Source organism: Faecalibacterium sp. OF03-6AC, assembly GCF_003478175.1.
Lineage (GTDB): Bacteria > Bacillota > Clostridia > Oscillospirales > Ruminococcaceae > Faecalibacterium > Faecalibacterium taiwanense.
Genome location: NZ_QUEN01000009.1, coordinates 1 through 15,594, shown reverse-complemented (window position 1 = coordinate 15,594; position 15,594 = coordinate 1). Strand labels below are relative to the sequence as shown.

The 15,594-nt window shown below is 56.6% G+C and carries 15 protein-coding genes; 8 read left to right on the top strand and 7 right to left on the bottom strand.

The window, feature by feature from the left end; all coding sequences use genetic code 11:
- Window positions 1-39: 39 nt before the first annotated feature.
- From DXA66_RS10620 to DXA66_RS10595, 6 genes are all read left to right on the top strand, one after another.
- Window positions 40-1,380 carry an ABC transporter substrate-binding protein gene (locus DXA66_RS10620; protein ID WP_118528795.1) on the top strand — a complete coding sequence of 447 codons (1,341 nt, stop codon included), beginning with the start codon at window positions 40-42 and terminating at the stop codon, window positions 1,378-1,380.
- Between the two features lie 104 nt (window positions 1,381-1,484).
- On the top strand, window positions 1,485-2,336 hold the full coding sequence (locus DXA66_RS10615; protein WP_118528793.1) for a carbohydrate ABC transporter permease: 852 nt from the start codon (window positions 1,485-1,487) through the stop codon (window positions 2,334-2,336).
- Window positions 2,336-3,178 carry a carbohydrate ABC transporter permease gene (locus tag DXA66_RS10610; RefSeq protein ID WP_118528791.1) on the top strand — a complete coding sequence of 281 codons (843 nt, stop codon included), beginning with the start codon at window positions 2,336-2,338 and terminating at the stop codon, window positions 3,176-3,178. Before DXA66_RS10615 ends, DXA66_RS10610 begins: the two co-directional genes overlap by 1 nt.
- A 15-nt stretch (window positions 3,179-3,193) precedes the next feature.
- On the top strand, window positions 3,194-4,657 hold the full coding sequence (gene malQ, locus DXA66_RS10605; protein WP_118528789.1) for a 4-alpha-glucanotransferase: 1,464 nt from the start codon (window positions 3,194-3,196) through the stop codon (window positions 4,655-4,657).
- A gap of 281 nt (window positions 4,658-4,938) precedes the next feature.
- A complete protein-coding gene (locus DXA66_RS10600) occupies window positions 4,939-5,397 on the top strand; it encodes a hypothetical protein (RefSeq protein ID WP_097777666.1) in 459 nt (152 codons plus the stop codon).
- A 47-nt stretch (window positions 5,398-5,444) separates the two neighbouring features.
- Window positions 5,445-5,813 carry a hypothetical protein gene (locus DXA66_RS10595; RefSeq protein WP_118528787.1) on the top strand — a complete coding sequence of 123 codons (369 nt, stop codon included), beginning with the start codon at window positions 5,445-5,447 and terminating at the stop codon, window positions 5,811-5,813.
- Between the two features lie 67 nt (window positions 5,814-5,880).
- Here the strand turns inward: DXA66_RS10595 and DXA66_RS10590 are convergent, their stop codons facing one another.
- Window positions 5,881-7,173, bottom strand: a complete 1,293-nt coding sequence (locus tag DXA66_RS10590; RefSeq protein WP_118528785.1) for a galactokinase family protein — start codon at window positions 7,171-7,173, stop codon at window positions 5,881-5,883.
- A gap of 230 nt (window positions 7,174-7,403) precedes the next feature.
- Between DXA66_RS10590 and DXA66_RS10585 the strand changes: the two genes are divergently transcribed.
- Together DXA66_RS10585 and rlmD are read left to right on the top strand one after the other, a co-directional pair.
- On the top strand, window positions 7,404-8,264 hold the full coding sequence (locus DXA66_RS10585; RefSeq protein WP_118528783.1) for an AraC family transcriptional regulator: 861 nt from the start codon (window positions 7,404-7,406) through the stop codon (window positions 8,262-8,264).
- 12 nt (window positions 8,265-8,276) lie between these two features.
- Entirely contained in the window at window positions 8,277-9,647 is a 1,371-nt protein-coding gene (gene rlmD, locus DXA66_RS10580; RefSeq protein ID WP_118528781.1) for a 23S rRNA (uracil(1939)-C(5))-methyltransferase RlmD, read from the top strand.
- A gap of 217 nt (window positions 9,648-9,864) precedes the next feature.
- Here the strand turns inward: rlmD and DXA66_RS10575 are convergent, their stop codons facing one another.
- The 6 genes from DXA66_RS10575 to DXA66_RS10550 form a co-directional block, all read right to left on the bottom strand.
- Window positions 9,865-10,659 (bottom strand): ABC transporter ATP-binding protein, encoded by a 795-nt coding sequence (locus tag DXA66_RS10575; protein ID WP_005939014.1) that lies wholly within the window; start codon window positions 10,657-10,659, stop codon window positions 9,865-9,867.
- On the bottom strand, window positions 10,652-11,593 hold the full coding sequence (locus DXA66_RS10570; RefSeq protein WP_005939016.1) for an ABC transporter permease: 942 nt from the start codon (window positions 11,591-11,593) through the stop codon (window positions 10,652-10,654). Before DXA66_RS10570 ends, DXA66_RS10575 begins: the two co-directional genes overlap by 8 nt.
- A 113-nt stretch (window positions 11,594-11,706) precedes the next feature.
- Window positions 11,707-12,738: an ABC transporter substrate-binding protein gene (locus DXA66_RS10565; RefSeq protein WP_118528779.1), complete on the bottom strand. Its 1,032-nt coding sequence runs from the start codon at window positions 12,736-12,738 to the stop codon at window positions 11,707-11,709.
- Window positions 12,739-12,927: 189 nt separating this feature from the next.
- Window positions 12,928-13,653 carry a YkgJ family cysteine cluster protein gene (locus tag DXA66_RS10560; RefSeq protein ID WP_118528777.1) on the bottom strand — a complete coding sequence of 242 codons (726 nt, stop codon included), beginning with the start codon at window positions 13,651-13,653 and terminating at the stop codon, window positions 12,928-12,930.
- A gap of 170 nt (window positions 13,654-13,823) precedes the next feature.
- On the bottom strand, window positions 13,824-14,549 hold the full coding sequence (locus tag DXA66_RS10555) for a response regulator (RefSeq protein ID WP_118528775.1): 726 nt from the start codon (window positions 14,547-14,549) through the stop codon (window positions 13,824-13,826).
- A 4-nt stretch (window positions 14,550-14,553) separates the two neighbouring features.
- Window positions 14,554-15,417, bottom strand: a complete 864-nt coding sequence (locus DXA66_RS10550) for a TraX family protein (RefSeq protein ID WP_118528773.1) — start codon at window positions 15,415-15,417, stop codon at window positions 14,554-14,556.
- Window positions 15,418-15,594 lie beyond the last annotated feature (177 nt).

Here is a 15,594-nt window from a genome sequence, read left to right as displayed (position 1 = left end):
TTTAAAATTGTTTATTTTTAATAAGAAGGAGAACTTATTATGAAGAAAATGATCACTCGTCGTAACTTCCTGAAGGCCGCTGGCGTTTCCGCCGCTGCTCTGGGTCTGGCTGCCTGCGGCGGCTCTTCCAACAGCACCGCTTCCTCTGCTGCCGGTTCTGCTGCTGCTTCCAGCACTGCTGCAAAGGCTGACGGCAAGGTCTACTACCTGAACTTCAAGCCCGAGCAGGATCAGGCTTGGCAGGATCTGGCCGCCGAGTACACCAAGGAGACCGGCGTGCCTGTGACTGTCGTTACCGCTGCTTCCGGCCAGTACGAGACCACCCTGATGAGCGAGATGGAAAAGAGCGAAGCTCCCACCCTGTTCCAGGTGAACGGCCCTGTGGGTCTGGCAAACTGGAAGGATTACTGCTACGATCTGTCCGGCAGTCAGGTCTATGGTGAGCTGACCAGCGACTCCTTCGCACTGAAGGATGGCGACGCTGTTACCAGCATTGCATATGTCATCGAGACCTACGGCATCATCTATAACAAGGAACTGCTGAGCGCCGCCGGCTACACGCAGGACGATATCAAGGGCTTTGCTGATCTGAAGAAGGTCGCTGACGATATTCAGGCACGCAAGGCTGAGCTGGGCGTGGACGGTGCTTTCACTTCTGCCGGCATGGACGGTTCTTCTGACTGGCGCTTCAAGACCCATCTGGCAAACCTGCCCATCTACTACGAGTACAAGGCAGACGGTATCAGCTCCACCGATGCCATCAAGGGCACCTATCTGGACAACTACAAGCAGATCTGGGATCTGTACATCACCGATTCCACCTGCGACCCCACCCTGCTGGCTTCCAAGACCGGCAACGACGCTGTGGCTGAGTTCGTGGGCAAGAAAGCTGTGTTCTACCAGAACGGTACCTGGGCTTACAGCGATGTGAAGGATCTGGGTGACGACAATCTGGGTATGCTGCCCATCTACATCGGCGTGGATGGCGAGGAGAATCAGGGCCTGTGCACCGGTTCCGAGAACTTCTGGTGCGTGAACAACACCTCTTCTGATGCCGACATTCAGGCTACTCTGGACTTCCTGTACTGGTGCGTCACCTCTGAGGCCGGCACCAGCGCAATGGCCGACGACATGGGCTTCGTGATCCCCTTCAAGGCTGCCAAGGACTCCACCAATCCTCTGATCGCCATTGCAAACGACTACGTTGCTGCGGGCAAGACCAGTGTTGACTGGTGCTTCTCCACTATGCCTTCTGAAGAGTGGAAGAACGGCGTTGGTTCCGCTCTGACCGCTTACGCAGCAGGCACCGGCGACTGGGACGGCGTTGTGACCGCCTTCGTCGATGGCTGGGCCAAGGAATACAAGCTGGCAAACGGCTAAGCTCCTGATTGCTCCATAAAAAAAGAACTGAACAGGGAGGCGGGCGAAGAAGTTCGCCCCGCCTCCCCTTTTTTGTTAACCACTCCGCATATAGGAGGTACATCATGCAAAAAGCCATCAGCAAATATTGGCCAGTGTTCGTGCTGCCCACGCTGCTCGCGTTCATCATCGGCTTTATCTGGCCCTTTATCTGGGGCATTTACCTTTCGTTCCAGCGGTTCACTACTGTTAGCAAGACCACCTTTGTGGGCATCCAGAACTACATCAGCGTATTTCAGGATTCCACCTTCCTGCACGCCTTCGGCTTTACCGCAGCCTTCACTGTAGTATCCACCGTGCTCATCAACGTCTGCGCCTTTGCCATTGCGCTGGTGCTCACCCGCGGCATCCGCGGCACCAACATCTTCCGTACCGTCTACTTCATGCCCAACCTGATCGGCGGCATCCTGCTGGGCTACATCTGGCAGATTCTGCTCAACGGTGTGCTGGCCAACCTGCAGAAACCCCTGCTGGCGCTGGATGCCAAGGCCGGTTTCGTCGGTCTGGTCATCCTGATGTGCTGGCAGCAGATCGGCTATATGATGATCATTTACGTTGCCGGCCTGCAGAGCGTGCCCGGCGACCTGATCGAAGCCGCTAAGATCGACGGTGCCAACGACCGCGAGATCCTGTTCAAGATCAAGATTCCCATGGTCATGCCCAGCGTGACAATCTGCACCTTCCTGACCCTGACCAACAGCTTCAAACTGTTCGACCAGAACGTTGCCCTGACTGCAGGCGAACCCGCCAACGCCAGTGAAATGCTGGCCCTGAACATCTACAACACCTTCTATGGCCGTTCCGGTGCCCAGTGGAAGGGCATTGGTCAGGCGAAGGCTGTGGTGTTCTTCCTGATCGTCGTGGTCATTTCTCTGATCCAGCTCCACTTTACCCGTTCCAAGGAGGTGCAGCAGTAATGCCTAAACAGAAAAAAATGTGGGATAACACCCTCACCGTCATCATGACGCTGCTGAGTCTGCTGTGGATCTACCCCATCGTGCTGATCCTGCTGAACAGCTTGAAGATCGAGGGCACCTTTACCACCTCCACTGTGTTCAAGCTGCCCACCGCCGAGACCTTTGCGGGCCTGAGCAACTACGTTTACGGTGTCACCAAGATGGGCTTTCTTTCCAGCCTTGGCTACAGCCTTGTCATTACCGTTACCAGTGTGGCGCTGATCCTGCTGTGCTGCTCCATGACCGGTTGGTACCTCACCCGCGTGAACAATAAGCTGAGCAAGTTCATGAACCTGCTGATCGTGTTCTCCATGGTCGTGCCCTTCCAGATGGTCATGTTCACCCTGTCCAAGACCGCTGACCAGCTCAATCTGAACACCCCGTGGAACATCTGCATCATCTATCTGGGCTTCGGTGCCGGTCTGGCCGTGTTCATGTTCACCGGCTTCATGAAGAGCGTGCCCATGGAAATTGAGGAAGCGGCCATGATCGACGGCTGCAACCCCATTCAGATCTTCTTCAAGGTCGTATTCCCCATCCTCAAGCCCACCATGATCTCCACCGCCATCCTCGAGACTATGTGGGTGTGGAACGACTACCTGCTGCCCACTTTGGTGCTGGACATCAAGAAATACCGCACCATTCCCATGGCCATCCAGTACTTCCGCGGCGGCTACGGCCGTGTGGAGCTGGCTCCCATGATGGCCTGCATCATCATTGCCATCATCCCCATCATCATCCTGTACATCACCTGCCAGAAGTACATCATCGAGGGCGTGGTTGCAGGTGCTGTGAAGGGCTAAGGAGGTGCGCACACTATGCGTGCAAGCGGCATTCTGATGCCCGTTTTCAGTCTGCCGGGGCCTTTTGGCATCGGTACGCTGGGAAAAGAGGCCTTTGCATTCGTGGATTTTCTGGCCGATGCAAAGCAGACCTACTGGCAGATTCTGCCCATCGGCCCCACCGGCTACGGCGACAGCCCTTACCAGAGCTTCTCCGCCTTTGCCGGAAATCCCTATTTTATCGATTACCGCCTGCTGGCTGCGGACGGTTTGCTGACCGCCGACGAGATCCCCACTGAAAAGCCGGTCGGTTCTGTCGACTACGGTGCCCTTTACAACGAGCGGCCTGTTATCCTGAAAAAGGCTGCTGACCGTCTGCTGGCAGCTTTCTCCCCCGCCTACAAAGCCTTCTGCAAAGAGCAGGCTTTCTGGCTGGAGGATTACGCCCTGTTCATGGCTGTGAAGGCTACACAGGGTCAGGCCGGCCTTGCTGACTGGCCGGATGCACTGCGCTGCCGACAGCCGGAAGCCATTGCCGAAGCCAAAGCAGCGCTTGCCGGAAGCATTGGCTACTACAAGGCGGTGCAGTTCTTCTTCTACACCCAGTGGAACGCCCTGAAGGCTTACGCCAACAGCAAGGGCATCAAACTGGTGGGCGATATTCCCATCTATGTCAGCCCGGATTCCAGCGATCTGTGGACCCACCCGGAACTGTTCCAGACCGATGGCCAGATGCACCTGACGCAGGTTGCCGGATGCCCGCCGGATGCCTTTGCAGCGGATGGTCAGCTATGGGGCAATCCGCTGTACGACTGGCCTGTTCACAAGGCCACCGGCTTTGCGTGGTGGAAGCAGCGCATGAAGCACGCCACCTCCATTTACGATGTGGTGCGCATCGACCACTTCCGCGGCTTCGAGAGCTATTACTCCATTCCCGCCGGGAACAAAACGGCGGCGGGCGGCCACTGGGAAAAAGGCCCTGACCGCGATTTTATCAACGCCATGCACGAAAACCTTGGCGAGGGCGGCATCATTGCCGAGGATCTTGGCTACCTGACCCCGGAGGTCAAGGCCATGCTTTCTGCCAGCGGCTACCCGGGCATGAAGATCATGCAGTTTGCCTTTGACAGCCGGGAATCCGGCAATTACCTGCCCCACACCTACCACCGCAACAGCGTGGTGTACACCGGCACCCACGACAATGTGACCACCGAAGGCTGGCGTACCAACGCCAGTGCCGAGGATGTGGCCTATGCCTGCCGCTACCTGCGCTGCCAGCCGGAAGAGCTGACCGAGGCCATGATCTGTGCCTGCCTTGCCAGTGTATCGGATACCGCTGTGATTCCTCTGGCGGACTGGCTGCATCTGGGCAGTGAGGCCCGCATCAACACTCCCAGCACCCAAGGCTCCAACTGGCAGTGGCGGCTCACCTGTCCCCTGCCGGAAGCACTGGCCGGGCACATTGCGCAGCTGACCGTGCTCTACGAACGGGCACAGTAATTCCCCGATCATTTTCTCCCCATAAAAGCGCCTGCACCCGGAATCTGCAGGCGCTTTTGCTTTTTCTACAGAACATTTTTTCAGGACCAGATTATGGACATATTGCGCATTTTTTGGCTGATATCCGTGATTTTACCGTCTTTCCGTAACAGTTTATTCACAAATGTATCATGATTTTGCACATCTCTGCTCTTGTTATTTGGACACAGTTATGTTACAATTCAGATAGTATTATTGTCTGCCTTTGTGCAGATTCCACTACGGAAAGGAGTTCTTCCATCATGGATCATCCCAATCAGAATACCATGCTTTTACCGGCTTCCTATGCCGTTATCTCCGAAGAGGAAATGACCTATCTGGATGGCGGTCAGTCCATCTACCTTGGCTCAGCCTTTAATCACGATATTTATTTCAACACCGATCAGTTTGCTACATTCTGCCAGAATGCAGCGATCAACCTGTTCGTGCTGATGACCAACTATTCCTTCCGGTACATCGCAGGCCGTGTGCAGTCCGGTCTGTCGAATGGTCTGAGCCTGTCCGGCACCTTCTATCACACCTGGGATAAGATGAACACCTGGAGCCGTATCGCTTCTGTGGGCGTTGCCGGTCTGGCCGGTGTCTATGTCTATTCGCAGGTCATGAACGTCATTCGTACCGTTACAAGCATCTACGATCAGATCGTGAACCCCATGCCGAGCTTTGATGCCGCTCAGGCCGAGGGAACCGCTGCCGCCTGAGTTTGATCCCATTCCCGGAACGATCTTGTCAGAAAGGAGCTTTCTCCATGAAAAACCTTCAGATGCCGCATTCATACATTTCTGTTTCCGAAGAAGAGCTGCACAGTATTTCCGGCGGCGGGCCGCTGGGCGATGCGTTGGATCTTTTCTTCAGCAATCTGCGTCTGGACGATCTTTTCTTTAGCGGCGGATTGATCTCACTTTCTTTCACCTTTGTGCCCATGCTGCTGTTCAATGTGGTAAAGACAGGCTTCAACTTCGTGGTGAGCGCCTACGATACCATCGCAGACCTGTTCCATTTTTCCCACGAGGAGCGGGACATGGTGCAGTATATCTCGGATCAGCAGCAGCGCCGGGAAGAGGAAAAAGAGCAGGAGCAGGCTCAGTCCGCTCCCGGCCCGAAACCGGTTTTCTGAACCTTCCCAGCAGTATAAAGCATAGCAAAAAACGCATCTGCAAAATCTTGCAGATGCGTTTTTGTTTTCAGATCACTTTCACTGCCCCCTGCTCCCGCAGACGCAGAATGTAGCAGCTGCCCTTGCCGAATACCCGCTCGATCTCGCTGTGATAGCGTTCCAGCAGGCTCTGGGGAACATACGCCTGAATGGTGCCTGCAAAGCCGCCGCCCTGCATCCGCCAGGCTCCCATGCTGCCCTGCAGGATACTCTGGCTCAGCGCCAGTGCCACCGAAAGCCCCTGATGCCGCACATCGGTGCTGCAGTAGACATTCTGGCATAGTGCAAAGGATGCGCGTCCGCTTTCCAGCACCAGCGCTGCAAAGGCAGCAAACTGCCCGGCCTGCAGCGCGTCCCTCTGGGCAAGGGTGCGAGCGTTCTCTTCAAAATAGTGGATGGCGCGCAGCACCGCGCGGTCGCCGCAGGCTTTGCGCAGTGCAGGCAGTGCTGCCCAGAATGCGCTCTCCGTCACCTGTCCCAGCACCTTTTTGCCAAGAAACGCTGCGATCTGCTCCATCTCCTGCCGGATGGCTGCAAACTCACCGGTCAATTCGCTGTGGCTACCGCGCGTATCGGTAACGCACAGGCTCATGCCCGGCGGCAGCAGGCCGTCGGCGTGGATCTTTTCCAGAACCGGCTGCTGGGGGTCTGCAAAATCCGCAAAGATAATGCCGCCCACTGCGCTGGTCAGCTGATCCAGCAGGCCGCTGGGCTTGCCAAAATAGGTATTCTCCGCATACTGACAGATCTTTGCCAGCTCCGCCGGGGCCAGACCGCAGCCATATTCTCCGTTCCAGATGGCAGCCATGCCCATTTCAAAGGCAGCAGAACTGGAAAGGCCGCTGCCGCGCAGCACATCACTGGCCGTGTATGCATCAAAGCCACCCACCGCTTTGCCTGCCGCGCGGAAGCCCTCGGCAATGCCGCGGATCAGGCTGGCCGAGTGGGTGCTCTCCCCTTCCTGCGGCCCCTCCACGGTCAGGTCGATCACATCCAGCTTGTTGAACCCGCGGGATTTGACCCGCACGTAGCCGTCTGTATTATGCGCAGCCACGGCCACAAGATCCAGCGTGACAGCCGCCGCAAGGCCATAACCGTGCTGGTGGTCGGTGTGGTTGCCGCCCAGCTCTGCGCGGCCCGGTGCCGAATAAACCTGCACCTGCCTGCCCGGCCCAAAGTACAGCTCAAACTGTTCCAGCGCAGCACAGTAGCGTGCCCGCTGCCGACAGATCTCCTGCGCCGCATCGCCATACAGTGCCCGGAGCTTATCGTCCCATTTGCCCGCCGCGATCTCATTTCGGAGCTGCGCACTGTTTGCCATAACGATTCCTCCCTCAATATGCTGCTTTGGGATAGATGGGTATGTTACGTCTATTGTAATGCATCCAACCGCTTTTTTCAATTTCCAACGCTGAAAAAGCGCGAATTTTGGCACCCAGTTCAAAGAATAAGATGTACTTTTGTTGAATTTGCGGGCAGATGTGTGGTATACTATACCAAAGATCGGGCACAAAGCTGCCCGCAACGTGACAGAGCGGAGGAAACGCGGCTATGGCAGATGTATATAAGCAATCCTTCAAACAAAATTATACCAATAATATTGAGCTTTCCATCTTCAATTGCGGCATCGAACGCTGTGCTCCGGGCCAAACATGGGGGCCGGGTATCCGCGACCATTACCTGATCCATCTGGTACTTTCCGGCAAGGGCGTGTTCGAGGTGGGCGGACGCACCTGGGAAGTGAGCCAGGGTCAGCTGTTTTTTGCCCGGCCAAGCCAGCTGATCCGGTATACTGCCGATGAGCAGGAGCCTTGGGAGTACAGCTGGGTAGGCTTCAACGGTGCGTGTGCCCACAAACTGGCCGCGCAGCTTCCCTTCACCGACGACTCGCCGGTGCATCACACCCACGACCCCGATGGGATGCGTGCCGCTCTGGCCAACATTTATTCCTCCCGCGGGCTGCAGCCGCAGGATGAAGCCACCATGGTGGGCTACCTTTATCTCTTCATCGCTTCTCTGATGAAGGAGACCAGCGCTGGCAAACCGCACACAGCTTCCTCTTCCAGCCAGTATGTGCTCAACGCCATCAAGTACATCCAGTTCAATTATTCACACGATATTTCCATTGATGATGTGGCAAAAAGCGTAGGTGTCTCCCGCAGTCACCTGTACCGCGTGTTCATGCTGAACGTAGGCAAAAGCCCCATCGATTATCTTACCGAATACCGCATCAACGAAGCCTGCAAGCTGCTGCGCGCAGGCAACCTTTCCATTGCCGAGGTCGCGGTGTCGGTAGGCTTCTTTGACCAGTTCTATTTCTCGCGGGTATTCAAGCGCGCCAAGGGCGTGCCGCCCAGCAAGTATTTTGCGGCGCAGGCTGATGCTCCCGCCGACGACCCCGGCCACCAGTAAAGGAGACACTTTATGCCCTTACAGAAAAATCAAGTTCTCACCCTGCGCATAGAGCGTCTTTCCAGCGATGGCAGCGGCGTAGCACACAGCCCCGACGGTGAGACCGTGTTTATTCCCGGTGCCGCCCCCGGCGACGAAGCCCGGGTGCGCATCGTTAAGGACTGCAAGCGCTACGCCTTCGGTATTCTGGACGAGGTGCTCACTCCTTCGCCGGACCGTATTCCGGTGGATTGTGCCGTGGCAGGCCCCTGCGGCGGCTGCAGCCTGCGGCATCTGGACTATGCTGCCGAGCTGCGCGCCAAGCAGGAGAATGTTGCAGATGCCTTTGCCCGCATCGGAGGATTGGATGTGCCTGTTCTGCCCATTGTGGGTTCGCCGGAAGTGAACCGCTACCGCAATAAGGTGCAGTTCCCGGTGGGCGTGGACAAAAGCGGCAAGCCCTGTATCGGCTTCTACGCCGGGCGCACCCATCGTATCGTCCCCTGCCCGGACTGCCGCCTGCAGCCCGGTGTGCTGAATGAGATCGGCAACGCATTGTGCGCTTTTTTTGCAGAAAAGGGCATCCAGCCGTACAGCGAGGAGACCGGCAGGGGCCTTGTGCGTCATATCTTTCTGCGGCGCGGCGCTCACAGTGGTCAGATCATGGTCTGCCTTGTCTGCACCTGTGCCAAGCTGCCCTGCGCCGAGGAGCTTTGTACCCGGCTGAAAGCTCAATTTGCAGAGATCACCACGATCCTGCTGAACGTAAATGCAAAAAACACCAACGTGATCCTTGGCACCGAGACCCACACTCTGTACGGCCCGGGCTATATTGAGGACACCCTGTGCGGCGTTCCGGTGCAGCTTGGCCCGCTTTCCTTCTATCAGGTCAATACCCTTGCTGCCGAGCAGCTTTACGGCATTGCCGCCCAGTATGCTCAGCTTACCCCGGACGACCTGCTGCTGGACCTCTACTGCGGCATGGGCACCATTGGTCTTTCCATGGCAGCGCACTGCCGTGAGCTGATCGGTGTGGAGATCGTACCGGAAGCCATTGAAAGTGCCAAGGCTAACGCTGCCCGCATGGGTACAGATGTGGCCTCAAAGAGCCGATTTTTCTGCGCAGATGCCGGTCAGGCCGCCACCCGCCTTGCCGCTGAGGGCCTTCACCCGGACATCGTAATGCTGGATCCACCCCGCAAGGGCTGCGACGAAGCCACCCTTTCCGCCGTGGTGCGCATGGCTCCCCGCCGGGTGGTCTACGTCAGCTGCAACCCCGCCACCGCCGCAAGAGATGCTGCATGGCTGGAACAAAATGGATATCACGCAGAGAAGGTGCAGCCGGTGGATCTATTTCCAAGAACACGGCATTGCGAATGTGTGCTGAGCCTTTCCAAGGTGTGAGGTTTGAAAAATGGCTATTCCAAAATATAATGAACTTTACTCGCTGTTCCTCTTTGCGACTCAGGACGGTGCCCCGCATTCTTCAAAAGATGTAAAGAAAATTATCTCTCAAAAACTCCAGTTAACCGCCTTGCTCTTGAATTGGTAAACATACATAAAAAGCGCCCGTCCCGGTTTTTTCCGGGACAGGCGCTTTGCATTTTAACCTTGTAATTTATCAGGACAGAATCATGCGGTCATTTGCAAACTCGCCGCCGCTGGCGATCTGGAACTTTGCCAGCAGGTCGGAGACGTGCAGGTTCTTCTTTTCCTCACCGGAAACATCATAGATGATATGGCCTTCGTACATCATGATCAGGCGGTTGCCATACTTAATGGCATCCTTCATGTTGTGGGTGATCATCATGGTGGTGAGGTGGTTTTCCTCCACGATTTTGGCCGAGAGGGTCAGCACCTTGAGCGCGGTCTTGGGGTCCAGCGCAGCGGTATGCTCGTCCAGCAGCAGGAGCTTTGGCTTGTTCATGGTAGCCATCAGCAGGGTCAGTGCCTGACGCTGGCCGCCGGAAAGCAGGCCCACACGGGCCGTCAGGCGGTCTTCCAGACCCAGATCCAGCGTTTTGAGCAGTTCACGGTACTGCTCGCGCTCTGCCTTGGTAATGCCAATGCGCAGGGTGCGGGGCTTGCCGCGGCGTGCAGCCAGGGCAAGGTTCTCTTCGATCTGCATGGTGGCAGCAGTGCCGGTCATGGGGTCCTGAAACACGCGGCCGATGTAAGCGGCACGCTGATGCTCGCTCAGGCGGGTCACATCCACACCGTCAATAATGATCTTGCCTTCGTCCACCGGCCACACACCGGCAACTGCGTTCAGCATGGTGGATTTGCCTGCACCGTTGCCGCCGATCACGGTAACGAAATCGCCCTCGTTCAGCTTCAGGTTCAGGCCGTTCAGGGCAGTTTTCTGGTTGACCGTGCCAGCGTTAAAGGTCTTGGAAACATTCTGGATCTCAAGCATTTTTTGCATCCTCCTTTGCCTTCTTCACCGGCTTCGAGAAGTACTTGCCCTTCCAGTACGGCACGGCAAGGAAAACAGCCACCACAGAAGCGCTCAGCAGCTTGAGCAGGTTGGCATCGAAACCCAGAGTCAGCACCAGCTGGATAACAATGTAGTAGATGATGGCACCCAGAGAGACAGAAACCATCTTGAGTGCAAAGTTATGGAAGATGCGGCTGAACAGAGCCTCGCCAATGATGACAGCAGCCAGACCAATGACGATCGCACCGCGGCCCATGCCGACATCTGCAAAGCCCTGATACTGGCTCAGCAGAGCGCCAGACAGCGCCACCAGACCGTTGGACACAGCCAGACCCAGCACGATATTGAAGTTGGTGTTGATGCCCTGCGCACGGGACATGGCGGGGTTAGAGCCGGTGGCACGGATGGCACAGCCCAGCTCGGTGCCGAAGAACCAGTACAGAATGCCGATCAGCACCGCTGTGACAATGATGATCATAACGATAGGGTTGTGGAGAGCGAACTCCTTGACCCAGCGCAGGGAGATCAGCAGGTTGTACTTGTCCACGTTGATGGCCTGATTGGCCTTGCCCATGATTTTGAGGTTAATGGAATACAGCGAAAGCTGGGTCAGGATGCCGGCAAGGATGGCCGGAATGCCCATAAATGTGTGCAGGACACCGGTGACGAGGCCGGACAGCAGGCCTGCCAGCAGCGCCATGAGCAGGGAGACCCAGACGTTCTGGCCGGACAGCAGGCACATGACGCACACTGCACCGCCGGTGCCAAAGGAGCCGTCCACGGTCAGATCGGCCACATCCAGAATACGGTAGGTCAGGTACACGCCAATGGCCATGATACCCCAGATAAGGCCCTGTGCACAGGCACCCGGCAAAGCGCCCGGCAGGTTTGCCAGTCTTGCAATGATTTCCAAAACAATTCCTCCTAAACGTTACACTTTTTTTACTTCCCGTTTGATACGGGAAAGCGGAGAAGAGCACTTTTTACCCTTCTCCGCTGATTTTCTGTTTGGTTTCCCGGAGTATTTTAGCCCTCGATCTCCTCGTAACCGTCGGGAACGGTCAGGCCCAGATCGTCGCAGATCGTCTTGTTGTACTTCTTGGTCACATCGGTGTACTCGATGGGCATGGTGGAGATATCAGCCTCGCCGTTCAGGATCTTCACTGCCATCTCACCAGTGGTGTAGCCCAGATCGTAGTAGCTGATGGAAAGGGTAGCCACACCGCAGCCGGCGCAGATGCCCTCTTCGCCAGCGAACACGGGCTTCTTGGCCGGGCGGCAGATGCCGTCCACAATGCCGGTGTTTGCAGCAACCGTGTTATCGGTGGGCACATACAGTGCGTCGTTCTCGTCGGCAGCCTTCTGGCAGACAGAGGACAGGTCATTGGAATCAGAGAAAGCGTACTGGGTAGCGGTGACACCCTTTTCCTCCAGATACTTCTGGACCTCATCCACCTGATACTGGCTGTTTGCCTCAGCAGAGCAGTACAGCAGGCCAACCTTCTTGGCCTCCGGCATCCACTCCACGATCATCTCAGCCTGCTGATCCAGCGGGGCCAAATCAGAGGTGCCGGAAATGTTGCCGCCCACGGTGCCGTCGAAATCGGTCAGGCCCAGAGCCACACCGTACTCGGTAACAGAGGTGCCCAGCACCGGAATGCTGTTGGTAGCAGACTGTGCAGCCTGCAGAGCGGGCGTAGCATTGGCCATGATCAGATCCACACCAGAGGAAACGAAGCCGTTGGTGATGGTAGCGCAGGTAGCGGAATCGCCCTGTGCATTCTGGAAATCGAAGGTGACGTTCTCGCCGAAGGAAGCAGTCAGAGCATCCTCAAAGCCCTGCGTAGCGGCATCCAGAGCGGCATGCTGCACCAACTGGCAGATGCCGATCGTGAACTTCTGGCCATCGGCTGCAGCAGAAGCAGCAGCGGAGGATGCAGGCGCAGCGGAAGAAGCAGCTGCAGAAGATGCAGAAGAACCGCCGCAGGCAGTCAGGGCAGCAGTTGCGCCGCAGGCAGCGGCAGCAGCCAGAAACGAACGACGAGTGATTTTACGCATAATGTTTATCTCCTCTATCTCTTTGCGTGTGCGGCCTACAGGTACCGCACCGGAAAGCTATATTTTGTATGCAAGGCTCGTACAGTCTCGCTTTACACTCGTGAAGTATATCACACCTTTCACGGTAAAACAACTCACTTTTGCCCTAAAACGGCCTTTATTATCGATTGCATCAAATATATCGATCGATTATTTTGATGTATTATTTCGTTTTTTCTGATATTCCGTCAGTTTTGCAAATTCAGCATCCAGCCAGTGCAGTTTTTTCTCCAGCTGCGGCAAAAACGGTGCGGCATAGTCGTAGCTAAAATACAGCGCCTGCCAGAGCTTGTCCTGCATCCGGCGCACCAGCAGCGGGCTGAGCAACGCTTCCAGCTGTTCCACCGTGTCTTCCAGTGTCATGCAGGTCTGCGCCCAGCGTACATCGGTCTGTTCCCGGGCCGGGACATCGTAACGAGCAAGATAGTCCTCCACCCTTGCCTCGATCACCTGCCCGCCGCAGCCGGTGGGCTGCAGAAAATAGCTCACCTGTCCTTTCCTGCTGATCTCCTGCGCCAGCGGGTACAGAGCACACACCAGCGGTTCGGCATCGTGGATGGCGCAGCGGTCTCCCGCAAGGAAGGGACAGTTGTTCCGGTTCTCCTTCACCGGGGCCAGACGCAGCACCGGCAAATGGCTCACCGTGCCAATGCTGGCCCGGCAATATCCCCGCGCCACGATCTGCGGCGGCAGGCGCAGCCGGGCTGCAATGCGCCACAGGTCAAAGCCTGAAAGTACAATGTCCTCTCTGCCACGGCAGCAGTCGCCGCAGCCATTGCACGCAAAGCTGAAATGTGCATCCCGCGCCAGCAGGGGCATTGCCTCGGTACGGGTAAAATCGATCTGGCCGCACAGGTCGATATGGTGGTCTCGCATCTGTTCTCTCCTCTTTCCTGCATAATAAATAACAGGTCTATTGTACCGCAGGGCCGGTTTTTGTGCAACAAAAAAGCTGCTGTACGCTTGACAGCAGCTCATAGTGGCGCAGCGCGCCCGCACTTGGGCGGTACATCTATGCCATCTCACCGATTTGGAACGGTTCCCGCTCAGCCATACAGCACCGCTTTCTGCTGCCGCTTGAGCCAGTGGTAAGTGATCACGCACACCAGAATGGAGAACAGCGAACCGCAGGCCGAAGCAAGACCCATAGGCAGCAGCGTCTGCGGGAAAAACTTGGATGCGAGGTAGGCACCCGGCACGCGCACCAGCAGAATGGACAGCGTGTTATGCAGGAAGGACAGCCCGGACTTGCCATAGGCGCAGAAATAGCCGCTGAAGCTGAACTGCACGCCTGCAAACAGGCAGTCAAAAATATAACCCCGGATGTAAGATGCACCGGCCAGCACCACAGCCTCGTCCGAGGTGAAGGGCCGCACCACTGACGGTGCAATGAACTGCACTGCTGCTGCCACGATCAGTCCAAAGGTCAGGCCAATGCCGATGGCGTAGCGCAGAATGGCATCCACACGGTCGTGCTTGCCGGCACCGATGTTCTGCGCGCCCAGCCCCTTCAGCACAGCGGCTTCATCCGTCCGGGCACTCAGAAACAGAATCGGTGCTTCGGTCAGGCCCCGGATGCAGCGGCACACCGCAAAGCCATCTTCTCCGGGCATCATCACATCCAGCAGGATGCAGTCCGCCCAGCGGCAGAGTGCTTCAGTCAGCTCCTGTCCGGAGCTGCGCGTCTCCACCCGGTGGCCGTCCCGCTCCAAGGCGGTGCGGATCAGCTTGCAGAGCTCCAGATTGTCATCCAGCGCCAGAATATTCGCCACAAAATCACCTCAACACGTTATAAACAAGGCAGGATGCCCCATACAGCAGATACACATGGGCGGGGTAGAACCAGTAGAACAGCTGCTTGTGCCCGCTGCCGCGCTGCCCGTTGTACAGCAGCATCAGCAGCACCGCCGCCACGCCGAACCACTCGTAGTAGTCGGTGAACATCTGCGTCCAGACAAAACCCGCCTGCCGGCAAGCCATCCCGAAGATCAGCGCAAAGTCACACAGGAAAACAGTCAGCGCCCATACCGTCAGCTGCACTTTGCGCCGTCCACGCAGGGCATACAGCAGCACGCCGCCCAGCAAAAAGCTCCAGCCGCCGTCCGTGATGGCTGTCCACATGGGCAGCGGGCTGGTGATGACAAATGCCACGACTGTCGAAGCGATGGGCATCTCCTGCACCTGCGGGAAGAGCAGCAGAAATACTATCACCACAAACGGCCAGAACAAAACGGCGGCAATGGCCGCAATACCCTTTGCCAGCTTCTTCTCCCGCAGCCAGTCGATGCCCTGCCAGACGACGCACAGCAGCATCAGATCTTGGAAGATGGCATTCTGGGGGTAGAAGCCGTCTCCACGCCGGAAGGCCTTGGCGTAGATCATAAAGAATTCCAGCGCCGCCATCGCCGCGCCAATAGCCCAGATGCGGATAAAATACCGCCTGCGGTCATGGGTATGGGCAAAGCCCTCCACGGTGCAGAACAGAAACAGCGGGGCACTCAGCCGCCCCAGCATACTGAGCACCGTCGGGATGCAGCCGGTGAATTCAAAGAAATAATGAATGTGATCCAGCACCATCAGTACCAGTGCAATGGTCTTGAGCTGGGTGCTATCCAGCCCTTTTTTCGTCAGTTTATCCATACAGAATCTCCTTTCTCTATACGTTCAGTGTAGCAGGAAATTCTGTAGAAAGTATAAGGTTTTTCTTTATCATACTATTTTCTGCCCCAAAACGCAACAAAAAATCCCTGAAAGGAAACCTCTCAGGGATACGATTAAGTCGGCGACTACCTATTTTCACGCGCCGTTTCCAGCGAA